This window comes from Nonomuraea aurantiaca (genome assembly GCF_020215705.1).
GTDB lineage: Bacteria > Actinomycetota > Actinomycetes > Streptosporangiales > Streptosporangiaceae > Nonomuraea > Nonomuraea aurantiaca.
Window position 1 is genome coordinate 378,617 of the sequence record NZ_JAIWNB010000003.1, and the last position, 25,199, is coordinate 403,815.

At 71.9% G+C, this 25,199-nt stretch carries 22 protein-coding genes and 1 pseudogene; 9 read left to right on the forward strand and 14 right to left on the reverse strand.

The features are described 5' to 3' along the window. Positions 1–234: 234 nt before the first annotated feature. The 6 genes from LDL49_RS11250 to LDL49_RS58315 are packed head-to-tail and all read right to left on the reverse strand — an operon-like array spanning position 235 to position 5,662. Positions 235–1,281, reverse strand: a complete 1,047-nt coding sequence (locus LDL49_RS11250) for an aldose 1-epimerase family protein (protein WP_225290914.1) — start codon at positions 1,279–1,281, stop codon at positions 235–237. Beyond that, on the reverse strand, positions 1,278–1,982 hold the full coding sequence (locus LDL49_RS11255; RefSeq protein ID WP_225290915.1) for an SDR family NAD(P)-dependent oxidoreductase: 705 nt from the start codon (positions 1,980–1,982) through the stop codon (positions 1,278–1,280). Before LDL49_RS11255 ends, LDL49_RS11250 begins: the two co-directional genes overlap by 4 nt. Next, complete coding sequence (locus tag LDL49_RS11260; protein ID WP_225290916.1) at positions 1,979–3,022, reverse strand: type 2 periplasmic-binding domain-containing protein; 1,044 nt, start codon at positions 3,020–3,022, stop codon at positions 1,979–1,981. The genes LDL49_RS11255 and LDL49_RS11260 overlap by 4 nt, the downstream gene beginning before the upstream one ends. Continuing rightward, positions 3,010–4,188 (reverse strand): CaiB/BaiF CoA transferase family protein, encoded by a 1,179-nt coding sequence (locus LDL49_RS11265; RefSeq protein ID WP_225290917.1) that lies wholly within the window; start codon positions 4,186–4,188, stop codon positions 3,010–3,012. Before LDL49_RS11265 ends, LDL49_RS11260 begins: the two co-directional genes overlap by 13 nt. Next, on the reverse strand, positions 4,188–4,952 hold the full coding sequence (locus LDL49_RS11270; protein WP_225290918.1) for an enoyl-CoA hydratase/isomerase family protein: 765 nt from the start codon (positions 4,950–4,952) through the stop codon (positions 4,188–4,190). The genes LDL49_RS11265 and LDL49_RS11270 overlap by 1 nt, the downstream gene beginning before the upstream one ends. Positions 4,953–4,960: 8 nt before the next feature. Next, positions 4,961–5,662: a FadR/GntR family transcriptional regulator gene (locus LDL49_RS58315; protein WP_225290919.1), complete on the reverse strand. Its 702-nt coding sequence runs from the start codon at positions 5,660–5,662 to the stop codon at positions 4,961–4,963. A gap of 106 nt (positions 5,663–5,768) precedes the next feature. Between LDL49_RS58315 and LDL49_RS11280 the strand changes: the two genes are divergently transcribed. Beyond that, on the forward strand, positions 5,769–6,635 hold the full coding sequence (locus tag LDL49_RS11280) for a fumarylacetoacetate hydrolase family protein (RefSeq protein WP_225290920.1): 867 nt from the start codon (positions 5,769–5,771) through the stop codon (positions 6,633–6,635). A 103-nt stretch (positions 6,636–6,738) separates the two neighbouring features. Here the strand turns inward: LDL49_RS11280 and LDL49_RS11285 are convergent, their stop codons facing one another. Then, the gene (locus LDL49_RS11285) at positions 6,739–7,053 is read right to left on the reverse strand and encodes a DUF6289 family protein (RefSeq protein WP_225290921.1); all 315 of its coding nucleotides are present in this window, start codon (positions 7,051–7,053) and stop codon (positions 6,739–6,741) included. Between the two features lie 67 nt (positions 7,054–7,120). On the opposite strand from LDL49_RS11285, the gene LDL49_RS11290 reads away from it, so the two are divergent. Both LDL49_RS11290 and LDL49_RS11300 read left to right on the forward strand, forming a co-directional pair. Next, complete coding sequence (locus LDL49_RS11290) at positions 7,121–8,188, forward strand: hypothetical protein (RefSeq protein WP_225290922.1); 1,068 nt, start codon at positions 7,121–7,123, stop codon at positions 8,186–8,188. 250 nt (positions 8,189–8,438) lie between these two features. Continuing rightward, entirely contained in the window at positions 8,439–8,996 is a 558-nt protein-coding gene (locus tag LDL49_RS11300; RefSeq protein ID WP_225290923.1) for a hypothetical protein, read from the forward strand. Here LDL49_RS11300 and LDL49_RS11305 read toward each other — a convergent pair. Next, a complete protein-coding gene (locus tag LDL49_RS11305; RefSeq protein ID WP_225290924.1) occupies positions 8,908–10,488 on the reverse strand; it encodes an MDR family MFS transporter in 1,581 nt (526 codons plus the stop codon). The two genes, LDL49_RS11300 and LDL49_RS11305, sit on opposite strands and share 89 nt — an antisense overlap. A 113-nt stretch (positions 10,489–10,601) precedes the next feature. Between LDL49_RS11305 and LDL49_RS11310 the strand changes: the two genes are divergently transcribed. After that, complete coding sequence (locus LDL49_RS11310) at positions 10,602–11,240, forward strand: TetR/AcrR family transcriptional regulator (protein WP_225290925.1); 639 nt, start codon at positions 10,602–10,604, stop codon at positions 11,238–11,240. On the opposite strand, the gene LDL49_RS11315 is transcribed toward LDL49_RS11310, so the two are convergent. Together LDL49_RS11315 and LDL49_RS11320 are read right to left on the reverse strand one after the other, a co-directional pair. Further along, the gene (locus LDL49_RS11315) at positions 11,206–14,478 is read right to left on the reverse strand and encodes a glucodextranase DOMON-like domain-containing protein (RefSeq protein WP_225290926.1); all 3,273 of its coding nucleotides are present in this window, start codon (positions 14,476–14,478) and stop codon (positions 11,206–11,208) included. The genes LDL49_RS11310 and LDL49_RS11315 overlap by 35 nt on opposite strands. Positions 14,479–14,536: 58 nt before the next feature. Further along, positions 14,537–15,682 (reverse strand): DUF418 domain-containing protein, encoded by a 1,146-nt coding sequence (locus LDL49_RS11320; protein ID WP_225290927.1) that lies wholly within the window; start codon positions 15,680–15,682, stop codon positions 14,537–14,539. A 209-nt stretch (positions 15,683–15,891) separates the two neighbouring features. On the opposite strand from LDL49_RS11320, the gene LDL49_RS11325 reads away from it, so the two are divergent. Beyond that, on the forward strand, positions 15,892–17,298 hold the full coding sequence (locus LDL49_RS11325; RefSeq protein WP_225290928.1) for a dienelactone hydrolase family protein: 1,407 nt from the start codon (positions 15,892–15,894) through the stop codon (positions 17,296–17,298). Positions 17,299–17,312: 14 nt separating this feature from the next. On the opposite strand, the gene LDL49_RS11330 is transcribed toward LDL49_RS11325, so the two are convergent. Further along, the gene (locus LDL49_RS11330) at positions 17,313–18,215 is read right to left on the reverse strand and encodes a TauD/TfdA dioxygenase family protein (RefSeq protein ID WP_225290929.1); all 903 of its coding nucleotides are present in this window, start codon (positions 18,213–18,215) and stop codon (positions 17,313–17,315) included. Between the two features lie 258 nt (positions 18,216–18,473). Here LDL49_RS11330 and LDL49_RS56840 point away from each other — a divergent pair, with 258 nt between their 5' ends. The 4 genes and pseudogenes from LDL49_RS56840 (at position 18,474) to LDL49_RS11345 (ending at position 21,670) form a co-directional block, all read left to right on the forward strand. Next, a complete protein-coding gene (locus tag LDL49_RS56840; protein WP_263654869.1) occupies positions 18,474–18,596 on the forward strand; it encodes a hypothetical protein in 123 nt (40 codons plus the stop codon). 21 nt (positions 18,597–18,617) lie between these two features. Next, positions 18,618–19,100, forward strand: a pseudogene (locus LDL49_RS59125) (serine/threonine-protein kinase); the annotation flags it as partial. 229 nt (positions 19,101–19,329) lie between these two features. Then, complete coding sequence (locus tag LDL49_RS11340; protein ID WP_225291027.1) at positions 19,330–19,539, forward strand: hypothetical protein; 210 nt, start codon at positions 19,330–19,332, stop codon at positions 19,537–19,539. A gap of 34 nt (positions 19,540–19,573) precedes the next feature. Next, on the forward strand, positions 19,574–21,670 hold the full coding sequence (locus LDL49_RS11345; RefSeq protein ID WP_225290930.1) for a translocation/assembly module TamB domain-containing protein: 2,097 nt from the start codon (positions 19,574–19,576) through the stop codon (positions 21,668–21,670). Positions 21,671–21,674: 4 nt separating this feature from the next. Here LDL49_RS11345 and LDL49_RS11350 read toward each other — a convergent pair whose 3' ends face one another. Genes LDL49_RS11350 through LDL49_RS11360 form a run of 3 tightly spaced genes read right to left on the reverse strand, consistent with a single transcriptional unit; the run spans position 21,675 to position 25,197 of the window. Beyond that, complete coding sequence (locus tag LDL49_RS11350) at positions 21,675–22,688, reverse strand: NAD-dependent epimerase/dehydratase family protein (RefSeq protein ID WP_225290931.1); 1,014 nt, start codon at positions 22,686–22,688, stop codon at positions 21,675–21,677. Beyond that, complete coding sequence (locus LDL49_RS11355) at positions 22,685–23,920, reverse strand: hypothetical protein (protein ID WP_225290932.1); 1,236 nt, start codon at positions 23,918–23,920, stop codon at positions 22,685–22,687. Before LDL49_RS11355 ends, LDL49_RS11350 begins: the two co-directional genes overlap by 4 nt. Then, a complete protein-coding gene (locus LDL49_RS11360; protein ID WP_225290933.1) occupies positions 23,917–25,197 on the reverse strand; it encodes a phenylacetate--CoA ligase family protein in 1,281 nt (426 codons plus the stop codon). The genes LDL49_RS11355 and LDL49_RS11360 overlap by 4 nt, the downstream gene beginning before the upstream one ends. Positions 25,198–25,199: the final 2 nt, after the last annotated feature.

A 25,199-nucleotide genomic window follows, 5' to 3' on the forward strand; every position in this document is an offset into this window, starting at 1 on the left:
GCGGCTTTGTCATCGAATTCTCGGTCGCCTTCACACTGGTGGTCCGGTCGAGGCGTCTTCGATGGTAAAGGCCGTTACGCGGCCAGGCAATGGCCCTCTCTGGTCGCCTTCCACCGGCTATTCAAAAATCCAAGTACGTCTGATTTAACCGATAATTCGTGAATTATCGGCGGAAAAAGCGGAGGACCCGGGTCCGCACCGAAAGTCAGGTGCGGGCCGGGTCCTCGGTAAAACTCAGACCGTCTCGACCCTGAACGTGGTCTGGTAAGTGCGCGACTCCTGAGCCCCCAGCCAGATCATGCTGCCGTCCTCCCGGGCCGCCGCGTCGCCGCCCACGTGGTGGGTGGACGGCTCCAGGCCGATCGCGTAATTGCCGGAGCGCAGGTTCAGCCACTCGAAGAAGCACGGGAACTGCGCCGCCCGAAACTCCACACTGACCGCCATGCCCAGCCGGTCGTTGACCACCGCGACCCGGTGCAGGCCCTCGGCGCCGGGGTTCAACGCGTGCTCGTACACCTGCTCCACGAAGCCCGGCACCGGGCCCGGCAGCGTGAGGTGGTCGGCCCCCTGCTCGGCGACGCTGTCGCTCTGCCACAGGGTCTCGCGGATGTCCGCCTCGAACCGGGCGCCCTCGTCGAGCAGCGGCCAGCCGAGGTTGATGTGGTAGAGGAACATGTGCGGCGTCGGCTCGAACCCGGCGTTGGTCACGGTGTCGGTCAGCCGGATCTCGTCCCCGCCCAGGTCGGCCTCGATGCGGCGGGTCAGGGTCAGGTTCTCGCCGAACACCGCCGCCTGCCGTACCTCTCCCTCGGCCCACAGGACGCAGCGGTCGCCGTCCCAGCGCTCGCCGTAGCCGCTCAGCCGGGCGGGCAGGTTGCCCGCGCGGCCGTGCAGGCCGTGCCGTACGGACTGGCGGGGCGGGTAGCGGTAGGTATCGGCGGGGACCTCGCCGCCGAACAGGGTGTGGTCGAGGCCGGCCGTGACCATGAGCCCCGAGAAGGAGCGCAGCCAGGACAGGCCGTCCTCGTCGGCGTTCTCGTGCAGCCCCGGATGGCGGAAACCGGTGGGGGAGCGCCAGCCGAAGGACCGCCCGGCGTGCTCGGCCGCGCCGATGTCCATGCACCGGTCGATCAGCACGTCGAAGGCCAGCCCCGAGCCGGTGCGGAACTCCAGGGTCCGGATGCCGCGTTCGGCGCCGTCGCCGAGTGTCACCAGGCGCACCCCGCCGGCCGCGGCCGGGTCGCCGGTGAGCTCCGCCAGTTGCCTGCGGGTCGGCGTCATGCCATCACCCACCCTCCGTTGACTTCGATGGTCTGGCCGGTGACGAAGGACGCGTCGGAGCCGGCCAGGAAGGACACCACGGCGGCCAGCTCCTCCGGCCGGCCGCGCCGCTGGAGCGCCTGCCGTTCGAGGACGAACCGGTTGTACGCCTCGGGATCGGGATGGATCTCCTCGGCGGCCGTGGGGAACGCGCCGGGCGAGACGCAGTTGACGCGGATCTCGCGCGGCCCGAGCTCGCGGGCCAGGGCCCTGGTCAGGGCGGTGGCGGCGCCCTTGGTGGCGACGTAGGCGGCCAGGTCGGGCCAGCCGCCGTGCATGGTGATCGACGCGATGTTGATGATCGCGCCGACGCCCAGCGAGGTCATCTGCCTGGCCGCGTGCTGGGCCGCCAGCCAGTAGGCGCGCTGGTTGACCGCGTGCACGTCGTCGTACTCGGCCAGCGGCACCTCCAGGAAGGGCCTGCTGGGGTAGATGGCCGCGTTGTTGACCAGGACGCCGACCGGCCCGAGCGCGGCGGCCGTCCGGGCGAAGGCGTCCTCGACGGCGGCCGGGTCGCGCAGGTCGGCCGCCAGGTTGAGCGCGCCGTCGAGTGAGCCGGCGTTGAGGTCGAGCGCCGCCACCTGGTGGCCGTCGGCCGTCAGGCGGCGGACGATCGCCTGGCCGAGCGCGCCGGCCGCGCCGGTTACCAGCGCCGTGGTCATGTCCACTCCCTGTGCAGGTCGTCGAGCAGGTCTCTGGCCGGTCTGCGGGCGGTCAGCCCGTCGCGGAGCAGGGCGGAGGTCCGCTCCTGCTTGCCGATGTAGCCGGGGAAGCGCGGCCGGATCCAGGCCGCCTCCACGGTGTCGCGGGTGTCGCGGTAGAAGCCCGAGGCGTCCCAGGCGGAGCGGGCGGCGGGCTGGCCGCCGGTGGCGGGGAACAGCCCGGTCTGCACCGGCTCCGACAGCAACCGGCGCAGGTGCGCTCGTACGGCGTCCTTGGCCCTGTCGTCGTGCACCCGGCTCCTGGAGACCGCCAGACCGGTGCCCCCGAGCACGCTCCCCGGCCCCTGGCCGGGCCAGGAGGGGGCGTCGGCGAAGGCCAGCGGGTAGGTGGCGTACCCGTACACCAGCGGGCAGAGGTCCGGCCCGCCCGCCGCCATCGCGTCGAGGACGCCGATCGGGTTGCGGAGCGAGACCTCGGGGTCGGCCAGCGCGAGCAGCTCGGCCATGAGCTCCAGCGCCCGCAGCCCGGCCTCGCGGTCGAGGAAGTCGCCCGAGCACAGCGCGCAGAACATGAGGAAGGCGTGCGGCCCGCCCAGGCACAGCGCCAGCCGCCCGCCTTTGCGCGCGAACTCCACCGTCTCGGGCCAGGTCTCCGGAATGTGCGTGCCCGGCCAGGCGGCGGACACCTGGGTGGCCGCGTCGAGCGGCAGCGCCCACTGGCGCCCGTCCAGGTGGTAGCTCTCATACGAGCGGCCGACGGTGCGGGCGCGGAAATCGGCCAGCTCATCCGGCGAGAACAGCTCGTCCATCGGCACCAGCGAGTCCAGCGCGGCGCCCAGCCCCGGATGGTCGATCACCAGCACGTCGTACGACTGGCAGAGCGTGGCGATCGGCTCGGACTCGAAGCCTTCGAGCGGCTGACGGTCCCACTCGATCGGCTCGGGCACGTCCCCGTACGGGTTCGGCCCGGCCAGGTCGAGACGGGTGAGCTCGTCGAGCGGGGCGTGGCCGCGGGGGTGGTCCCAGGTCAGTCCGCGCACGCCAGCACGCCCTTCTCCACCAGCTCGGCGGCGTGCTCGGCCGGGTAGCCCAGCTCGCCGAGTATCTCCGCGGTGTGCTCGCCCACCAGCGGCGCGCCCCTGCGTACCTGGGGCGGGGCGGCGCTGAGGCCGTACGGGAAGCCGGGGGTGGTGACCGTGCCCTCGGTGCGGTGGTCGTAGGTGACGAATGAGCCGTTGTGCCGGACCTGCGGGTCGGCCACCAGCTCCGCGTAGCCGTACACCGGGCCCGCCCACAGGTCGTGGCGGGCGCAGATGTCCAGCCACTCGGCGGTCGTGCGTTCGGGCAGCCGCCGGGCGACGGTCGAGGTGATCTCGTCGCGCTGGGTGTGGCCGTCCATGCCGGCCAGCTCGGGCAGGTCGAGCGCGACGGCCAGCCCGTCGAGCCGGGGCATGCCGAGTGCGAGGTAGCCGTCCTTGGTGGCGAACACCCCGTACGGCGCGCGGATGTAGGTGTGGCCGTGCGGCTCGCGCCCGCGCCGCTGCGGGACCCCGCCGACGGTGAAGACCGACAGCTCCTGCATCTGCACGGCGATGGCCGCGTCCAGCATGTTGACGCTCACCCGCTGGCCCTCGCCGGTGCGCTCGCGGTGCAGCAGCGCGGCCAGGGCGCCCTCGAAGGCGCTGTAGGCGGTGATCGCGTCGATCGCGTAGGTGCCCGCGGGGGCCGGGGGGTCGCCGTCGCGGCCGGTGCTGAGCATGGCGCCGCTCATGGCCTGGAGCAGCAGGTCCTGTCCCGGCCGTGTCACGTACGGGCCGCTCTCGCCGTACCCGGACATGGAGACGTAGACGACGCGCGGATTGAGCCCGCTGATGGTGTCGTGGTCCATGCCGAGGCGTTCGGCGACGCCGGGCCGGTAGTTCTGCAGGAACACATCCGCCGTCGCGGCGAGCCGGTGGACGATGTCGCGGCCCTCGTCCGACTTGAGGTTCACGGCCAGGCTGCGCTTGTTGCGGTTGAGGGACAGGAACGAGGCGTTGACCTGGTTGCCTGTGGCGCCGCCCGCGGGGGCGTGGCGCTGCCACTCGCCGGTCACCGGCTCCACCTTGATCACGTCCGCGCCCAGGTCGCCCAGGCGCATGGCGGCCAGCGGGCCCGCCATGGCGATGGACAGGTCGACCACGCGGTAGCCGTCGAGGACGCCCATCAGCGCCCCTCGAAGACCGGCTCGCGGCGGGCGGCGAACGCGGCCCGGCCCTCGGCCGCGTCGGCGGTGGCCATGCAGACGGTCTGCAGGTCGCGCTCGTACTGGATGGCCTGGTCGAGCGGCATGGTGTACGCCGCCTTGAGGTTGGCCTTGGCCGTCTGGGCGGCGATCGGCGGCCGGGCGGCGATCTTCCCGGCCAGCTCTCGTACGGCCGGCAGCAGCTCGTCAGGGGGCAGCACCTCGGTGACCAGCCCCCAGTCCTTGGCCCGCGCGGCGTCGATCGGGTCGCCGGTGAGCAGCATGGTGGCCGCGTTGCCGGGCCCGACGGCGTGGGCGAGCAGGGCGGACTGGCCGCTGCCGCCGATCCAGCCGAGCTTGATCTCGGGCGCGGCGAACGTCGCGGTGGTGGCCGCCAGCCGGATGTCGCAGGCCATGGCCAGCTCCAGGCCGCCGCCGTAGGCGTAGCCGTTGACGGCGGCGACGATCGGCTTGCGCAGGGCGCGGACCGCGTCGCCGTAGTCGCCGCGGTTGCGGAACTCCCACGGTGTGGCGTACGCGTCGAGCTCGCGGATGTCGCTGCCCACGCAGAAGGAGCGCTCCCCGGCGCCGGTGAGCACGGCCGCCCGGATGGCGGGGTCGGCGTCCACGCGGTCGAGGCAGGCGCGCAGCGCGCCGGCCATCCCGGGGGTGATGGCGTTGAGTTTGGCGGGTCTGTTCAGGGTGATGACGGCCACCGGGCCGGCCACGTCGAGCAGGACGTCCATGGATTCCCTCAGCAGTGGAGCGCGTCGGCGCGGGCGACCTCGACCACCTCGCGCATGGCCTCCTCGGCCTTGCGGTGATGGCGGCGCCGGATCGCCACGGCTACGCGCTCATGGTTGGGCAGCGTTTCCTTGTTGTGCGCGACCGATCGGGTGTGCACCTGCCGTACCGAGCGCAGGGCGATGCTGATCATGTCGTAGATGTAGAGCAGCAGGTCGTTGTCGGCGGCGCCGAACACGGCCCGGTGGAAGGCCAGGTCGGCGCCGATGAACGGGTCGGGGTCGTCGGCCGTGGCGTGCAGCGCGGCCAGGGCCTCGTCGATGCGCTGGATGGCCGCCGCGTCCGCCCGCTCGGCCGCCACCCGGGCCGCCCCGGGCTCCAGCGCGACGCGCAGGTCGGCCAGCACCCGGATGTCCCCGGGCTGGGCGTCGGGCCCGAACCGCCAGCTCAGCACGTCGGCGTCGAGCAGGCTCCAGGACTCGCGCGGCCGGACCCGGGTCCCGGCGCTCCTCCTGGTCTCCAGCAGGCCCTTGCCGGCCAGCACCTTCACGCCTTCCCGTACGGCCGAGCGGCCCACGCCGAGCTCGTTGACCAGCTGCTCCTCGATCGGGATGGGCGTGCCGGGCACCAGCGAACCGTCGACGATCCGGGCACCCAGGGCGTGCACGACGTGAGCATGCCGAGCCGTGTCCGGGTAAGGATCAGTTGCCACGGTTTCCTCCGTATTCGGATGTTTGGCACAGTATCGGGACGGTCGGTTTTTTCATAGACTTTCATCTGATGAAGTTCGGACTTCATCTGATGAAGCTGGGAGTGTTATGCACATCGTACGGTTTGTCAGCCCGCTGACCAGCGCGGACGCGGTCGGCGTCGACGACGGCGACCAGGTGACGCAGCTGGACGGGGTCACCACCGTCGGAGAGCTGCTCCGCCTGCCCGTCGCGGAGCTGCGCGAGCGGTGCGCCGCCGCGGCCGGCCCGCGGCACCCGTCCGCGTCCGTCCGCCGGCTCGCGCCCGTGGACGGGCTGATGGAGGTGTGGGCCGCGGGCGTCACCTACCGGCGCTCGCGCGAGGCGCGGGTGAGCGAGAGCGAGCGGGCGGCCGACGTGTACGAGCTCGTCTACGACGCTGAACGGCCCGAGCTGTTCTTCAAGTCGGTGGCCTGGAAGGTGTCGGGCGACGGCGGCCGGATCGCCGTGCGCGCCGACTCGGAGATCGACGTGCCGGAGCCGGAGCTGGGCCTGGTGCTGAACTCCGCGGGCGAGATCGCGGGCTACACGGTGGTCGACGACGTGAGCTCTCGGACGATCGAAGGGGTCAACCCGCTGTACCTGCCGCAGGCCAAGATCTACCTGGGCGCCTGCGCGGTCGGCCCGGCGATCAGGCCCGTCTGGGAGGTGGCCGACCCGTATGCGCTGGACATCACGCTGACCATCGCCAGGGCGGGGGAGACGGTGTGGGACGGCAAGGCGTCCACCTCTGAGCTGCACCGGCGCCTGGGCGATCTGGCCGGCTACCTGTTCCGTGCCGACGCCTTCCCCGACGGGGCCGTGCTCTCGACCGGCACCAGCCTGGTGCCCGACCTGCCGTTCACGCTGCGCGACGGCGACACCGTGACCATCGGCATCGCCGAGATCGGCACGCTGACCAGCACCGTGGTGCACGGCCTGGCCGCCATGGGCTGAACGCCGCTCGCCCGGCGGTTCGCCGTCGAGCGCTGAGGCAGGCACGACCAGGGCCGGGCACCGTCTTCGGTGCCCGGCCCGTCGTGATTACGGCCCGTCGTGATTACGGCCCGCAGGGCGGAGTGAAGATGCGCAGGATCCCCTGGCGTACACCCCAGCCTCCGGAGGGCTGGCCGCAGCCCCTCCAGAACTGGCCGACGAGCTTGTCGTTCTCGTCGAAGTAGTCGAGGACGAGCAGGACGTCGCCTCCGCCCGGGGGAGTCGAGATGAAGGTCGACGGCTCGGGCAGGGGCGCCGAGGCCGACGCGGTGCTCGCCGGCAACAGCGTGAGCGCGGCGGCGACGGCGGCCGCCACGAGGACGGCCAGCGTCCATGCCAGGACGAAGCCAACGCCGCGCGGGCGGCTGGATCTGATCATAGAGACGTCCCTTCCTATGAGTTCTCCAAAACAGGGCGTTCCATCGCGTTCCGTGACGGGACATCCGATGACAGGAAACGTTTACCGTCCGATCCGGTCGTGGGCCAACGACGGCTCGCTCACGTCGAAGGCGTACCAGACGGCCACGTTCGCCGTGGACACCGTCGCGCCGCCCACCCCGTCGGTCACCTCGGCCGACTACCCGGCCGACGGAGGCTGGCACGGCGACGCCGGGAAAGCAGGCACCTTCGCGCTCAAGCCCGCGAACGCCGACACCGGCTGGCTCGCCTACCGGCTCGACAGCGCGGCGGTCACGAAGGTGCTCAGTACCGGCGCGGCTGTCTCCGTCAAGTTGACCCCGGCCGCCGTCGGTGCCCACACGCTCACCGTGTACACCCTGGACAAGGCCGGGAACGCCTCGCCGGCCACCGCGTACGCCTTCAACGTGGGCTCGGGCGCGGCCGTGGCCACGCTCGCCGCGCCGAAGGACGGCCTGCGGAGCACCGGCAAGGTCCCGCTCGCGGTGACCGGCTTCGGCTTCACCCAGGCGACCTTCCGGTACCGGCGGGCCGACACCGACGAGTGGGCCGACCTCCCCGTGGCGAACGTGCTCGCCGCCGACGGCAAGCCCCTGACCGCCTGGCCCGTGGCCGCGCCCAACGGGGTGTCCGGCCTGGTCTGGGACGCCGGAGCCCAGCTCGGCGACGCCGCGGTGCAGGTACGCGCGCTCGTCGCCGGGACGGCGGGCCCGGTGGCGTCGGCGTCCGCCGAGATCGTCGTTGACCGCCGCGCCACCGAGGCGGCGACCAGCGAGGTCGGGCCGGGCACGGTGAACCTGCTGACCGGCGACTACCGCCTCCAGACGACCGCGGGCGGCCCGTTCGGCCTGACACTGACCCGGACCGCCACGTCCCGGAACCCCGGCTGGGAGGACCTGACGCTCACCGGCACGTACACGCTGAGCGGCTCCCGGGGGCAGACGACCACGTTCGCCAAGCAGGGCGAGCGGTATCTGCCCACCGAGTACGCCTATGACCAGGACCGGCCGAAGTCGCTCACCCGATCCGGCCACACGATCGACTTCGGCTACGGCACGGACGGCCGCCTCAGCACCGTGTCCTTCCGGGAGCCGTAGTCACCCAGTACGCCTACGACGGCGCCGGACGCCTGTCCGAGACCTGGGACCCGAGGATCACCCCCGCGCTGAAGACCACCTACGGCTATGACGGCGCGGGCCGCGTCACGACGCTCACCCCATCGGGAGAGCTGCCGTGGACCTTCGGCTACGACGCCGACGGCCGCCTGAAGTCCGTCACCCGCCCCACGCTCAAGCCCGGCACCGCCGACCAGATCGCGGGCGAGGCCAAGACCACCATCGTGTACGGGTGCCGCTCAGCAAGGCGGCCGGCGGCCCGGCCGACCTGACGGCCACGACTACCGCGGCCTGGGGACAGACGGTGGCGCCCGTGACGGCCACGGCGATCCACCCGCCGAACTCCACTACCCGCCCCACCGTGACGTCCTTGGACGAGTCGGGCCGGGCGATCAACGTACTGGCCCCTGGCGGGCACCTGTCCGCCACCGACTATGACCGGTTCGGGCACGCGACATGGGTCCTCACCGCGGCGAACAGGGAGCTGTCGCAGCGGCCGACGACCGACAACCGGCTCGCCGAGCTGGCCATCACCGCCTACAGCTCCGACGAGCGGGTGGACCTGCTGTCCACCCGCTCGGTCTACGACGCCTCCGGCAGCCGCTTCCTTGATCGGCTCTACAAAACCGTAAGGGTGCGGTTCCGGCGTGACCGGAACCGCACCCTGGCGCGGCCGGGGGTGACCCCCGGCCCGTGCGGACTCAGCCGCTCATGGCGACCGCGTCGGCCTCGGCCTTGGCCTGGGCCGCCTGCGGCGTGGCGGCGCCGCGCAGCGGGACCTGGCGGATGAACAGGGCGGCCACGATGCCGATGGCGGCCACGACCGCGCCCCAGGTGAACAGCGCGGTGATGCCGTTGGTGACCGCCTGCTGGAACAGGTTCTGGACCGCCTCGGGCAGGCGGCGCAGTAGCTGCGGGGTCATCGAGGCGGCCTGCGCGGCGACGGCGGGAGTGCCGGTGAGGGTGTCGGTCAGGTGACTGGTGTAGACGGCACCGAGCAGCGAGACTCCGAGCGAGCTGCCCATGTTGCGGAGGAAGGTCGACACGCCGGTGCCCGCGCCCATGTCACGCAGCGCGAGGCTGTTCTGCGCGATCAGGGTGCTGGTCTGCATCAGCCCGCCCATGCCGGCGCCGAGGACCACCATGTAGAGGGCGGTCACCGTGGTGGAGGTGGCGACGTCCATGGTGGCGAACAGCGCCAGGCCGATGGTGACCAGGACGGCGCCGACGATCGGCACCGACTTGTAGTGCCCGGTCTTGCTGATCAGCTGGCCGGCGGCCAGGCTGACGGCCATCGAGGCGATCATCATCGGCATCAGCAGCAGGCCGCTGTTGGTGGCCGAGGAGCCCTGGACGAACTGCTGGAACTGCGGCAGGAAGCCCATCGCGCCGAACATCGCGAAGCCCGAGATGAAGGCGACCGCGCCGGACAGCGAGAAGTTGAGGCTCTTGAAGACCCGCAGCGGCATGATCGGCTCGGCCACGCGCCGCTCGACGAAGATGAAGGCGACGAACGCGACCACGGCCAGGGCTATCAGCCCGAGGATCTGCCCCGAGCCCCACTCGTACTGGGTGCCGCCCCAGCTGGTGACGAGCACCAGAGCGGTGATCCAGATCGTCAGCAGGCCGGTGCCCCACCAGTCGATCACGGCCTTGCCGGTGCCCTTGGGCAGCTTGGCCAGGGTGATCCAGCACAGGACCAGGGTGACCGCGCCGAGCGGCAGGTTGACGTAGAAGGCCCAGCGCCAGCTCAGGTTGTCGGTGATGAAACCGCCGATGAGCGGGCCGCCGATCATCGCGACCGGCATGACGGCCATCATCACGCCCTGGTACTTGCTGCGGTCGCGCGGCGGGATCATCTCGCCGATGATCGACAGCACGCCGACCATCAGTCCGCCCGCGCCCAGCCCTTGGATGGCGCGGAAGGCGACCAGCTGGGCCATATCCTGGGACGCGCCGCACAGCACCGAACCGAGCAGGAAGATCGCCACAGCGGTGGTGAAGATGATGCGGCGGCCGTAGAGGTCGCCGAGCTTGCCCCAGATCGGCGTGGCCACGGTGGAGGCCAGGACATAGCCGGTGGTCACCCATGCCAGATGCTCGAGGCCGCCCAGCTCGCCCACGATCGTGGGAATCGCCGGGGCGACGATCATGTTGTCCAGCATTGCCAGCAGCATGGCGACGACCAGACCGCTCATGGTCACCATGATCTGGCGGTGGCTGAACCCTAATCCGACCTGCTCTTCCGCTCCCGAGGCGGTGTCCGCGCTGTCCTTGGCCATTACGTGCGCTCCTGTCGATCCATAGAACTTACCTGTCGGTCGGCAAGCGTACTTGCTAACCGGCCGGTAGGCAAATAGGCTGTGTAACAGCGTAGGAGCAAGAGGGAAGAGCCATGACCAAGACGGAACCGGGCGCGCGGCGCAAGGGCAGCGAGACGCGGGCCGAGATCCAGGAGGCCGCGCTGGCCCTGTTCACCGAGCACGGCTATGACGCCACCTCCATGCGCGAGATCGCCGAGCAGCTGGGCATCACCAAGGCGGCGCTCTACTACCACTTCGACAGCAAAGAGGCCGTCATCCGCAGCCTCTTCACCGACCACATGCGCGCGATGGACGAGCTGCTCGACTGGGCGGCCGGGCAGCCGCACTCCCCGGAGCTGGCCGCCGAGCTGCTGAGCCGGTGGCTCACGATGAGCAGCCGGCAGGGGGTGAAGAACATGCGGTTCGCCATCGCCAACCACACCGCGCTGAAGGCGGTCATGCCGCCGAGTGAGGACAGCCCGCTGGAGCGGACCAACCGGGCCGCCCAGCTCATCCTGGGCCCCGGAGCCTCACTGCAGGATCAGCTCAGCGTCCGGCTGGCCCTGCTCAGCGTGCACAGCGCCGTGCTCGCCGCTCAGGGCACCGAGGCCAAGAACGACGACATCGTCCTCGCCGCGCTACGCGCGGCGACACTCCTGGTCAGCGACCTGTTCCCCAACCTTCCCCTCCTCCACCTCACGGAAGCGGAATCGGAACCGCCCGCAGCGTGACCGGGCCGAGGAGCGGGTTCAGTTCGTCCGCCTGGGACTGCCCGGCCGGGACGAGCACGTCCACGGCCTTGGGCACGCCGCCCGGGTCGACGGAGCACAGGGGAGCGGTCCCGCCCGGCGCGCACACGCCGAACTGGTACGGCTGGGGAGTGGCGGTGAAGCCCCTGGCCTGGTCGGCGCTGAACCCGTCCTGGCCGGCGAGCACGACCGCGAACCGCCAGCCGGGCCCCGGCGTGCCGAAGTCCGCCTTGGGCAGGGCGATCGTGATCGTGCGGGTGGTGCCGGAGCCGCGGACGGCGGCCCCGGACCGGGCGGCGCCGGTGGCCGTCACCCAGACCGGGGCGGCGAAGCCCTGCGCCTCGACCCGCTGCGACCAGGCGTCCTGTCCGGCGATGCGGTAGTTGCGCTGCGGGAACGCCGGATCGGTCGAGCGCGCGGTCACGGCCGGGTCCTGGACGTAGACGTCGAGCAGCTGGGCGCCGATCTGGCTGCCGAAGGTGGGAGTGAGGTCAGCGATCTCGGCGCGCAGGTAGACGGTGCTCGCGTCCGTGATGACCTGGAACCTGCGCAGGTCGAAGGCGCCCGCGTGGAAGTCGGCGGCCGTCGGGTAGGCGTAGGTCCCCGGCCCGTCGTCGTCGCCGCCGGGGTCGGTGACGTCGAGCACGGTCGTGGCCCCGGTGATGTCGCCGACGACCGAGCGCCGGGCATACCCGGTGCGGCCGTCGGAGGTCGTGGCCGTCACGGTGAGCACGACCTCGCCGAACGAGACCGGCGCCTGGGCGGTGAAGCGGCCGTCGGCTCCCGCCCGTACCGAGACGACCTTGGTGGCGGCGCCGATGTCGATGGGCGTGGCCGCGATGTCGACCCGCGCGCCGGGCGCGGTGGTCCCCTCGACGGTGACCGACGTGCCGGCGGCCGTGCTCCCTTCCGCCGGGGCGGTGACGGTGAGCGGCGCCGCCCCGGGCATGCCGTGGGCGGCGTAGCGGCGGCGTACGACCTCGGGCTGCTCGGCCGGGCGGCCCGAGGCGAGCGAGAGGATCAGCCGCACCTCCTGGGCTTGGGCCCAGGTCAGCGGGGAGGCCGAGCCGGCGGGCTCGCCGTCGCGGAAGCCGATCGAGGCGGTGGCCGGGTCGGTGCCGTACGGTGAGGCGGCCAGGTCCGGGTTCTCCCACGCCTGCTCGGGGACCAGGCCGGTGCCGGAGGACATGGCCCGCATCGCCGCCAGGAGGGACGCCGCCGTACGCGTGTCGCCGGTCTGCAACGCCTGCTCGGCCCGCTCGCCGGACAGGACCGGCCACAGGTGGCCCGAGCCGGTGTTCGCGGTGGGCCAGGGCCGCCCGGACGTGGCGCAGGAGGTGGGGTCGGGCTCGTAGCAGTCGCCGTAGCCGTCCTCGGTGCCCGCGGTGTCGGAGCCGTAGCGGTACCAGCCCCGGCCGTTCGGCGTCGTACGCCCGATCACCCGGTCCACGACCGGCAGGCTGACCAGCACGTCGGGGTCGGTGGCGGGCAGGATGCCCAGCCGGGTCAGCTCCAGGAAGCCCGCGTCCACCACCCGGCGCTGGTCCTCCGTCGGGCCGCCGTTGCCGAGGTTGTACGGGGCGGCGGCGTCCGGGTCGCCGGTGCGCGACAGGCGCAGGAAGTAGCGGGGGGCGTACGGGCCGGTCGTGGTGACCGTCCAGCCCTTGGCCGAGCGGGCGAAGTGGTCGGCCGTGGCGCGGTAGAGCCTGGCCCGGCCCTGGTCGTCGCGGCCGGCGGCGATCTCCCCGGCGGCGACGAGCCCGGCGATCTCGGCCGCGATCGTGGACGGCGAGTAGCCCTGCTGCTCCTCCCAGCGCTCGACGCCGAACGCGGGCCCGTGCGCCACCAGGAAGTCCGCGGCCTCGCGGACGTGTTCCCACAGCGCCGCGCCGATCCCGGCCTGGTGGGCCATGAGGATCGGGTACGCGCTCTCGTCGAGCTGGTCGCCGCCCGAGTCGGGGGCGAGCCGGCCGTTCAGCAGGGAGTTGCGCGGCAGGCGGCCGTCGGGCAGTTGCTGGCGTTCCAGCAGGAAGCGGGCCGTGGCGCGGGCGGTCGCCAGGTCGCCGTCGGTGAGGAAGCCGGTGAACGCCTCGTACAGGTCGCGGGCGAACACCTCGCGATAGGACCCGAAATAGACCGCCTTGCCGCCGACCTTCTCGCCCGCGCCGACCGCCTGGCCCCACGGGCTGGCCAGCGAGGCGACGACGGCTCCGGGGAAGGTCTTGTCCTCGCTCGCCTTCAGCACGTTGGCGGACAAGCGGTAGGCGTCGGCCAGCGAGGCGGGCGGCTTGCGCAGCCCGGCGTCGTAGGCGGCCCAGCCCGCCTCGTACCGGGCTCGGGTGGTCTCGAACGGCCGGGCGGCGGCCTCGCCCGCGGTCCGCAACGCGGCACTCGCCGTACGGCCGAAGCCGAGCGCGAAGGTCACCGCACCCGAGCCGTCGAGGGGCAGCCGGGCGGTGGCGACCACGTTGCCGTCCGGGGCGGTGGTGCTGGGGGTCAATGCGTGGCCGGCGTCCAGTTGCGCGGCGCCGTCGCTGGGCGTGCCCGCGTAGCCGACGCCGGCCTGGGGCAGCCGCCGCTCCGCGCGCAGCGCCAGATGGGTGGGTACGGCGTAGTCGCGGGCGGGCGCGGAGGTCTCGGTGTTCGGGTCGGAGATCACCGGGGCGCCGGTCGGGCCGTCCACCACGCCGCTGTCGGCCCCGCCGTTCGGCGTGCCGCCGCCTCCGTTGCCGTTGACGCTCGCGTCCAGCCGTACGTACAGGCGCAGTCCGGCCGGCTGGAGCCGGGTCCGGACCACGACGGCGTCGCTGTCCGGATCGGTGAGGTAGGTGGTGGTCAGGCGGTAGCGGCCGGCCTTGCTGGCCGAGGTGATCGTGCAGGCCATGCCGGAGCGGTCGGTGGTCACCTTATAGGTGGTGTCGCGGGACTGCAGCTCGGTGAACGTCGTGCCGTCGGTGACGGCGAACTGCATCGTCTCGACGTTGGTGTTGTCGATGGTCGGCTCGTAGACGTCGGACAGCACGCCGCCCGCGACCGTGTACCAGACCTTCGAGGCCCGGCCCGCGGCCGTACCGACGCAGTCCTTGCGCGCCAGCCCGAAGTGGGACGCCACGCCCGGCCCGGCCGGAGCGGGACCCCGGGCCATGGCGGGCGCGGCGGGCAGCCCGGCCAGCGCGGCGGCGACAGCGAGGGCGAGTGTGAACCGTCGAACCGTGGCCATGCCGTGCCCCCTCGGATCCGCCCTTTTCGTTGCAGAGAAGACCAGGTCCTGATCCGTGTCAACCCCGACCCGCGGTGAGGCGGCGAAGGACGTACTCGATCGGGCCGTAACGATGGCTCCGCAGCCACCACCAGCTCAGCCCGAGCAGGAGCGCGTAGATCACCGCGGCCACGCCCATCACGGCGAGCGGCGACAGCCTGCCCGCCAGGGCCAGTCCGTAGCCGGTGAAGATCAGGCAGCAGAGCACCGACTGCCCGATGTAGTTGGAGGCCGCCACCCGCCCGGCCGGTGCCAGCACCCGTCCGGCGGCGGGGATGCGTTTGATGACCTGGAGCAGGGTGACCACGTAGGCGGCGGTCAGCAGCACCGAGGCCACGTTGTTCACCGCCAGCGCGACCAGTTGCAGCCCGTCCCCGGATGAGGACGACGCCCAGGTGAAGAAGACCGCGGCGGGCAGGCCGACGCCGAAGCCCACCCACTGGACGCGCGGCACGAGATGGGCCCAGCGCGCCGGTTCCTCGAACAGCCGTGACCGGCCCGCCGCCAGCCCGAACAGGAACAGCGCCATCGCCATCGGCCCCTGCCCGATCCACACCATCGCGGCCACCGCCGGGTACGTCTCCACCTGGAACGACAGGAAGCTCAGCGGCCCGCCCGTGACCAGCGCCTCCGCCCGCGCCGTGGCCGCCGCGTCGCTCACCGCCACTGTGCCTGCCGCCGGGTCGAGCAGGGTCAACCCGGCCAGCAGCAGCCAGATCACCGACATGACGCCGATGATGGCGCAACCGGTGATCACCGCCTTCCTGGGCGAGATGCCGCGCATCGCCAGCAGGATCACCCCGAGCGTGGCGTACAGCGTGAGGATGTCGCCCACCCACAGCAGGAACCCGTGCAGAATCCCGATCACGAAGAGACCGAGGCAGCGCCGCAGCATCCGGGCCTTGACGTTGACCCCGTCGCGCGTCTGGAGCGTGAAGGAGTAGCCGAACAGGAAGGAGAACAGGATGTAGAACTTCGTCAGCACCAGCGTGCTGACGAGGTACGCGACCGGCCCCTCGGTGATGGGCATGATGCCCGTCCCCACGGCGTAGCCGGGATCGGCGAAGAACCCGATGTTCGCCACCAGGATGCCCGCCAGCGCGAACCCCCGCACGGCGTCGATCTCGTGCACGCGCCGTGAGCCCGGCGCCTCGGTCAGTGTCATGATCCCGACGCTAGAGACGCCGGGCACCCCGGCACATCGATCCTTGGCAGCCCCCGAGACCGACCAAAGTCGCTGGATCCTTCGCCGCCACGGTGGGCTGCGGCTCGGCCGCCCGGGAGCGGTACCCGGCGTGCGCTATCAGATTGCTGATGGATGCACCCCCACGAGGCTATTGGCGGCCTATGGCCTCCGAGGGTGAGCATGGGGTCATGACCAGACGCATTCTGATCGCACTGACCAGCCACGCCGCACTGGGCGACACCGGCAAGGGCACGGGTTTCTACGTCTCGGAGGCGGCCCATCCCTGGGAGGTCTTCACCGAGGCGGGCTTCGAGGTCGACCTCGTGAGCGTCGCCGGTGGCGAGCCGCCACGCGACGGGGTGGACTCGGACGACCCCGTCCAGCGGCGCTTCCTCGCCTTGCCGTCGCTTGGCGACACACCTCGGCCGGAGGATGTTGATCCGTCCGGGTACAGCGCGATCCTGTTCGCCGGTGGGCACGGCACGATGTGGGACTTCCCCGACAACCCTGCCTTGGCCGCTCTGACTCGTACCATCTGGGAGAACGGCGGCGTCGTCGCCGCCGTATGCCACGGCCCGGCCGCACTGGTCGGCGTGACGCTGTCCGACGGCACGCCGCTGGTGGCGGGGCGGCGGGTGGCGGCCTTCACCGATGCCGAGGAGGCGGCCGTCGGGCTGACCACGGTGGTCCCCTTCCTGCTCGCCTCCCGCCTGCGCGAGCTGGGCGCCGAGCACGTGCCCGGCCCCGACTTCCAGCCCCAGGTGATCCGCGACGGCCGCCTGGTGACAGGCCAGAACCCCGCCTCCGCCCGAGGCGTGGCCGAAGCCGTCCTGTCCGCCCTGAGCAGCAGGGCGGCGGATTCCGGCACGGTACCCGCGAACCTCAGGGACGTCACTGTGCGGACCAGCGACGGTCCCATGGGTGGATATCTCGCTTGCCCCGCCGGGGACGGCGTATATCCGGCCGTCATCGTGGCCCACCAGCTGTTCGGGCTGACCGAGGACGTGCGCGCGGTCGCGGACCGGATCGCGGGCATGGGGTACGTGGTGCTGGCCCCCGACTACTACCACCGCGCCGACCCGGGAGTGGAACTGCCGCCCACCGACGAGGGCCGCGCCCGCGGGTTCGAACTGATCGCGACGCTGAGCCGCACGGGAGTGCTGGAAGACACCCGCGCGGCCGTCGACTACCTCGCCGCCCGCGATGACACGAGCGGCGCGGTCGGCATGGTGGGCCTGAGCCTGGGCGGCCACCTGGCGTACCTGGCGGCCACCCAACTCGGCTTCCCGATCACCGTGGTCCTGTACGGGGGCTGGCTGACGGGCACCGACATCCCGGTGAGCAGCCCGGAGCCAACGCTCGACCTGACTCCGGGCATCAAGGGCAAGCTGGTGTACATCATCGGCGACCGCGACCACGCGATCCCCGAAGAGCAGCGGACAGCCATCGCCGAGCGCCTTCGAGTCGACGGGATCAGGCACGAGATGGTCGTCTTGGCGGGCGCCCCACACGCCTACCTGTCACAGGAGGACTCGCCGTACCACGCAGAGACCTGGCAGCGCATCGAACGGGCCCTCGCCGACGAACTGGCCTGATTGCCTTGGCGGGCTCAAGCCGCCACAGGTGAGTACGCGGTCGCGTCCCCCTTCAGCACCGTGCTGGTCCGTCCGTCCACGTCCACCGGCACGTCGCCCGCGATCGTGACCCGGTGCAGGCGGCGCGGCTGGTCGCCGAAGTCGTGCACGACACGGTGCTGGGTGGCGCGGTTGTCCCAGATGGCCACGTCGCCGGGCGCCCATCGCCAGCGGACGGTGTTCTCCACCTGGGTGACCTGCTCCTGGATCAGGTTGATGATCGAGGCGGAGGTCTGTGCCGACAGCCCGGCCAGCCGCTTGGCGAAATCGCCCAGCAGGATGGCCCGCTCGCCCGTCTCCGGGTGGACGCGCACCACCGGGTGCTCGGTCTCGTAGACGGTGGCGGCGAAGACCTCGGCGTACTCGCGGGTCCGCGCGGGATCCTCCGACGTCGCGATGCGCGCGTAGTCGTACTGGTTGGTGTGTACGGCCCGCAGCCGGTCGAGCAGATCGCGCAGCTCGGCGGGCAGGTATTCGTAGGCGGCCACGGTGTTGGCCCACAGCGTGTCACCGCCCGCCGGGGGAACGGTGACGGCCCGCAGGACCGAGGCGAGCGGCGGCCGGTCGACGAACGTGACGTCGGTGTGCCAGCGGTCGACCTTGTGCCCCTTGCGATAGTCGAGGTCGAGGATGTGCGCGTTGTCGTCGAGGGCGGGCACGGTGGGGTGCGCGGTGGTCAGGTCGCCCAGCAGCCGGGCGAAGGCGACCTGCCGCTCCTCGTCCAGGTGGTCCTGGCCGCGGAAGAAGAGCACCTTGTGGGCGAGCAGCGCGAGGCGGATCTCGGCGACGACGTCGGCGGGCAGGTCGCCGCCGAGCCGTACGCCGCTGACCTGGGCGCCGATGCGGCCCGCTACGGGGCTGATGTGCAGGGTTGACATGGATGTGGTCCTTCCAGGAGATGGGGTGTCGGCCGATCAACGGAAGGACGGACAGAGCGCGCTGGCCACGCGGCAGAAGTCCACGTGACCTCGGATGGTGAGAACCATGGGCGTCACACTGTCCACCGTAGATCCGGAGCCTCTTATAGTCAACACAACAGGTAGGAAATATGGGTTTTAGGTGGGATGGCCGGTGCCGTGCGCCATCCGCGTGTGGGGCTGACGCGAATAGGGGGTGACTTTCCTCGGGAGGAAGCGATGCGCGCTATCGAACCCCTGCGTCCGGGTGACCCGCGCCGGCTGGGCGGCTATCGGGTGATCGGCCGGATCGACAGAGGTGGCCAGGGCGAGGTGTACCTCGCGGAAGCGGACGGGCCGTAAGGCTCGGCTGGAGCGGCTGGGGTGGCCGGGCAGCGTGTCGCGGCGAAGCTGCTGAACGCCGGCTCGTGGGACGACGAGCGGGCGCAGCGCACGTTCATGCGTGAGGTGGCGCTGGCCAAACAGGTGGCCCGATTCTGTACGGCCCAGGTGGTGGACGCCGGCATGCTCGGCGGTCAGCCGTACTTGATCAGCGAGTTCATCGACGGGCCCTCCTTGGCCGAAAGGGTGGCGATGGAGGGACCCGTCATCGGGAGCGCGCTGGAGCGGCTGGCGATCGGGACCGCCACCGCCCTGACCGCCCTCCACCAGGCCGGCATCGTGCATCGCGACTTCAAGCCGGGAAACGTGCTGATCGGTCCCGACGGCCCGCGCGTCATCGATTTCGGCATCGCTCGCGAGGCGGACACCACGGCCACGGCGACCAGCCAGATCATGGGCACGCCCGCGTACATCTCGTCGGAGCAGCTCGCGGGCTCGCCCGCAGGCGCCCCCTCCGACGTGTTCGCGTGGGGGGTGACGATCGCGTTCGCGGCCATGGGGAAGGCGCCGTTCGGGCAGGACTCGATCCCGGCGGTGCCGGTCGTGGCCGGGTTGCGGCAGAAGGACGCCGCGTCCAGACTCCAGCAGGCCGGACTGACCCCCGGAAAGCTCACCCCGGACTTGCTCCATCGGCGGCACACCCGGTCGCGTCCTGCGCGCCGTCCTACGGCCGGGCACGCGTACGGTCGACCTGGTGATGAGCGCGGCCCGCGCCCGCGTGCCCGACGCGCGCGGCTGGCCGATCGACGCGGGAAAGGCGGCCGTGGAGAAGGCCGGCTTCACGGTGAAGGTCGGTTACCGCAAGGGACCCGACTGGATCGGCAAGGTGGCGGCCCTGAGCCCGCCCGCCGGAGCGTCCGCGTGCATCGGCACCGAGGTGGAGATGTCGATCGGCGTCAAATAGCCGATGACAGCTGGCGTTGCGGCAGAATTCAGCCATGCGCGTCGAGGAGCTGTCCGCGGCCGAGCGCCGGGTGTGGGAGGCGTTCCCCCGGGGCGAGCTGGTCGACTTCCGCACCGGGAAACCGGACGAGGACGCCCCGGCGACCGGCGCGAGCTGGGGCCCGGAGCGGACGGTCCGCGCCGGAGTGATCGCCGAGCTCCTGCTGCGGGAGGAATCAGCGCGATCACCCGCGCTGCGGGAGGAAACGAAGCGGTTACCGGCCCAGGGGGAGGAATCGGCGCGGTTTTCGGCCCTGCGCCTCAAGGGCGCGCGCGTCACCGAGCTCCTGGACCTGACCCACGCCACCATCACCCACCCGGCGCGGTTCCTCTCCTGCGACTTCGAGCAGGTGCCGCGCCTGTACTGGGCCCGCTGCCAGCAGCTGAGCTTCACCGGGTCCCGGCTGCCCGGCCTGTCGGCGTCGAACGCCCAGATCGGCGGTCACCTGAGGCTGGAGCGATGCCTGTTCACCGGGCGGGTGGAGCTGCGCGGCGCCCACATCGCGGGCAGCCTGACGCTCGACCACGCCCAGGTGCGGGCGCCGGAGCCGGCGATCGACTGCGACCGGCTCCAGGCCGACCGCGGGATCGCCGCCATCGGGTTGCGGGCCGAGGGCCACGTGCGGCTGTCCAACGTCAAGGTCGGCGGTACGTTGATCATGGACGATGCCCGGCTGACCGCCACCGACCGGCATGCCCTGACGCTGGACGGGCTCGTCGCCGACGGCAACGTGTTCTGCCGGTGCATGACGGTCGCCGGGATGATCAGCCTGCGCAACGCCCGCGTGACCGGGCCCTTCGCCCTGACCGGCACCACCATCGACCATCCCGGCGAGATGGCCTTACGCGGCTCGCGGATCACCGCCGAAGGCGGCCTGTACCTGGGCGGGACTTTCGCCGCGACCGGCACGGTACGGCTGGCGGACTCCCGCGTCGACCGTGAGCTCAACCTGACCGGCGCCCACCTGGACAACCCCGGCGGCGACGCGCTCCAGGCAGAGGAGGTCCAGGTCGAGGGCACGATCGAGGCGCGCGGGCTCACCGCGCGCGGCCGGGTCGACCTGTCCCAGGCCCGCGTCACCGGATCTCTGCGCCTGGCCGGCGCCGACCTCTCCGCTCCGGGCAAGGTGGCGCTGGACGCCGACGGCGTCTCCATCGGCGGCGCGCTGTCCTGCGTCGACGGGTTCCGGTCCGAAGGCGTGGTACGGCTGGTCGACGCCACCATCGGCACGATCACCGACTTCAGCGGCGCCCGCCTGAGCAATCCCGGCGGCAAGACGCTGGACGCGGCCGCGGCGACCATCGGCAGCGGGCTGTTCTGCGGGCACGGCTTCGCCTCCGACGGCGAGATCACGCTGATCGGCACCCAGGTCCGCCGGCACGTGTACTTCAACGACGCCACACTCACCAACCCCGGCGGCCGGGCGCTGGCGGCCTGGCAGTTAGAGGCCAGTGAGCTGTACCTACGCCCGAAGTCGGCCCCCGAAGGCACCGTCGACCTGCGGCATGCCCGCATCGGGGTGCTGCGCGACGACCCCGCCACCTGGTCCCCGCGCCGGCAGGACGGCCTGACGTACGAGGCACTGGATCCCACGCTGCCCGCCGCCCGGCGGCTGGCCTGGCTAGAGGACGGCTCGGACGAGTACGTGCCGCAGCCGTACGAGCAGCTGGCCAACACGTATCGGCGGCTCGGGCACGACGAGGACGCCCGCACGGTCCTGCTGGCCAAGCAGCGGCGGCGGCGCGCCACGCTGCCCAGGCCCGCCCGCGCGTGGGGCGTGCTGCAGGACATCACGGTCGGCTACGGCTACCGGCCGCTGCGCGCCGCCGCCTGGTTCGTCGCGCTGCTGGTCGTGGGGGCCACGGTGTTCGCGCTCGACCGCCCGCCGCCCGCCGAGGCGGGCAAGGGGCCCGTGTTCAACGCCGTGGTGTACGCCCTGGACCTGCTGTTCCCGTTGATCGACTTCGGCCAGGAGAAGGCGTTCCAGCCGGTCGGCGGCGCTCAGTGGGTCGCCTACGGCCTGGTGCTGGCGGGCTGGATCCTGGTCACGACGATCGTCACCGGCATCACCCGAGCGCTGTCCCGTCAATGATCCGTCACGGGACGATGAGGGCCTGCCACGACGGCGGCATGTTACGGGCCACCTCGATCCCCGAGAACACCGACGGCTCCTGCGGACCGTGCTTCTTCGCCCACGCGGCCATCTGCGCGAGTCCGTCGGCCAGCGGCACCGACCCCGTCCCGACGCCGAGCAGGTCGCGGGCCTTGTCATGGGAGGAGTAGGCGTGCACCACCTCGTGCCGCGCCGGAAGATGCCGGACCCGCAGCGGCGCGTCCATGGCCGCCGCCACCGCGCCCGCCAGTTCGTTGACCGTGTACGGCCGGTCGCCGCCGATGTTGAAGGTCTCCCCGTAGGCCCGCGGGTTGCCGATGGACCGGGCGATCGGCAGCGCGACGTCGTCGATGTGGCTGAAGGCCCTGGTCTGCTCGCCGTCCCCGAAGACGGTGCACTCCTCGCCGCGCAGGATCTGGTTCATGAAGATGCCGATGACGTTGCGGTAGCGGTCGCCGATGTTCTGCCGCTCGCCGTAGACGTTGTGCGGGCGGAAGATGACGTACGGCAGCCCGAACATCTCGTGCGTGACCTTCAGCTCCTGCTCGACCGCGTATTTGGCGATGCCGTACGGGTCCACGGGCGCGGGCGTCAGGTCTTCGGTCATCGGCGGCTCCGCGTGGCCGTACACGGCGATGGAGGAGGTGAAGACGAAGCACCGGACGGTCCCGGCGTTGACCGCCGCGTTGATGAGGTTGACGCTGCCGATCACGTTGTTGGTGTAGTTGTAGCGCTTGATGAAGTGACTCAGTCCCTCGGCGGCGTACGCGGCCAGGTGGAAGACGTAGTCGAACCGCCACTCCGCGAACAGCGCGTCCACCACCTCGGCGTCGCAGACGCTGCCCTGATGGAAGTGGGCGCCCTCCGGGACGTTGGCCGGGTCGCCGCCGGAGAGGTCGTCGAGCACCACCACGCGATGGCCGGCCCGGAGCAGGTCGGCCGCCACGTGCGAGCCGATGAAACCCGCGCCGCCGGTGACCAGCGAGGTATGCGTCATGACAAGGACTCCTTCGCAACAGGGTGAGGGGAGAGCGTGCGCCGCGGCCGGAGCCAGCGCAGGAGAACCGCCGCGTGGACGAGCGCGCCGACGGCCAGCACGCCCACCGCGCCGAGCGCCCCGGCCCAGGGCACGACGACGGACGCCAGCACCACGACCGCCGCCAGCGACACCACCGCGCCCACCGCGGTGACGCGCAGCGCCAGGGGAGTGGCGTTCTCCATCAGGTAACTGGCGCTGCCCACCGCGAAGATGATCGGCACGCAGGCCACGTACAGGACGACGACCCCCAGATCGCCGAGCGGGCGCAGCAGGAGCGGCGCCGCGCAGGAGACGGCCGCCACGTAGGGGGTCCCGGCGAGCAGCAGCAGGCGGAGCCAGTGGGACAGCCGGTCGTAGGCCGCGGACAGGTCCCGCTGGTGCAGCGCTTGGGAGACACCGGGCTGCAGGACGCGCAGCAGGTAGGCGAACGCGTTGAGCAGCGTCCCCGAGGCGACGGAGGCCATGTAGAGTCCGGTGCTCTCCGCCTGCGCTCCGCTGACCGAGAGCGTCACGAACAGCAGGCTCATCGACACTCCCGCGACCACGTCGGGGATCGCCATCAGCAGGGACGTCCCCACCGCGACGCGTACGAGGACCCGGCGCCGCAGCCCGGCGAAACCCGGCCGCAACCCGGTCAGCAGCACCACGTTGAGCACGGACACGTTCGTCAGGCACAGGGCCAGGAACACCGTGGGCGAGGCGTGCCCGGTCGCCGCCGCCCCGGTCCAGCAGGCCAGTCCCGTGGCCAGGACGAGATGGTTGGCCACGTCCCGCCCCGGCCGGCCGACGGCCCGGCTCAGGCCGACCAGCACCTGGTTGCCGCCGATGCCGATCGCGTACAGACCGGCCAGCCCGGCCAGGAGCCACGGCCCGTTGTGCCCGAACAGCAGCACACCCGCCAGGACCGCGATCGCGACCACCAGCAGCAGCCCGGCCAGCGCCACGAAGACGCCGACCAGCAGGCCGACGGTGTGCCGCGCCCTCGGGATCAGCTTCAGGGCGCACTTCTCGATGCCGATCGACGCGAGCGGCGTCAGGAACGCCGCGCCGCCCATCGCCTGGGCGTATCCGGCGTAGTCTCCGGAACTCCAGGTCGCCAGGAGCACGACGTTGGCCAGCAGGAGCGTGCCCCGGAAGGCGGCCCGCCCGCCGAGCAGCACCATGAGCTGCCTGGGTGCCGCGAGCCTCATGCGGGCGGCGAGCCGTAATCGGAGGTGACGAATCTGCCCTTGCCACCGGCGGTGATCTCGACGGTCTCGGCGGGCACCACCTCCAGCGGGAACTCGCCGCCGGCCAGGCCGAAGAGCTTGTCCCGTACGGTCGCCAGCACCTCGCCCGGCGGGTCGGCGCTGGGCACGACGTGCACCCGCACCAGCCCCGCCGTGTCCTGGCGGACGAAGCACTCGCTGATGCCCGGATGGGTGGCGGCCAGGTGGAGGAAGGCGTCGGGGTAGAGCCGCTCGCCCGACGGGAGCGTGACGTAGTCGTTGCTGCGCCCGGTGGTGAGCCGCAGAGTGCGGAACCGGCGGCCGCAGCGGCAGCGGCCCGGCTCGATGAGGCCGATGTCGCCCAGGCTGTAACGCAGCAGCGGCATGGCCCGCTCCATGAAGGCGGTGACGACCACCTGCCCGGCCTCGCCGTCAGGGACCGGGTCGCCCGCCGCGTCGACGATCTCGCAGTAGACGCGGTCCTCGCCCAGGTGCGCGCGGCCGTAGCGGCAGTCGTAGGTGACGTTGAGCACCTCGAAGGCCGAGTACTCGTCGAAGACGGGAGCGCCGAACCGCTCGGCGAACATCGCCCGGTGCTCGGGCAGCAACAGCTCCGACTCGGTCATGACGATGCGCAGGGTCCGCCGCAGCCGGGCGAGCTCCTCCGGGGTGAGCTCGCGCAGCAGGGCCCGCAGGTGCACGGGGTAGCCGATCAGCACCTTGGGCCGGTTGGCCAGGAGCTCCGCCTTGATCTCGCGCATCGGCCGGTGGGACAGGATCACGTGCCGCCGGAACAGCCCGAACCGCTCGAACATCCGGGCGGGCGGCGCGAACGGCCGGATATGGCTGAGCCGGTCCGTCGGCAGGTAGCGGCCCGTCGCCAGGAACCGCCGCACGCAGGCCGCCATGTGGTAGTCGTGGCTGTCGCGGTCGTGCAGGATCCGCACCCGGCGGCCGGTGCTGCCGCTCGTCTGGAAGGACAGGCACCGATCCTGGTCGACGCCGTCGGCGAGCAGCCGGTCCAGCGGCTGCTCGCGCAGCACCCGCTTGTCCAGCACCGGCAGCTCGGCCAGCTCGGACAGGTCGCGGAGCGGGCCGCCGCGCGCGTAGCGGGGGTCCTCGCGGTAGTAGGGCACCCGGGTACGCGCCAGCTCCAGCATCCGGTTGAGCCCGCGAAGCTGGTGACGGCGCAGCCCCGCCGCGCCGCCGTACTGCCGCGCGATGCTGAGCGGGACGTAGCCCGCCTCCCGGATGATCATCG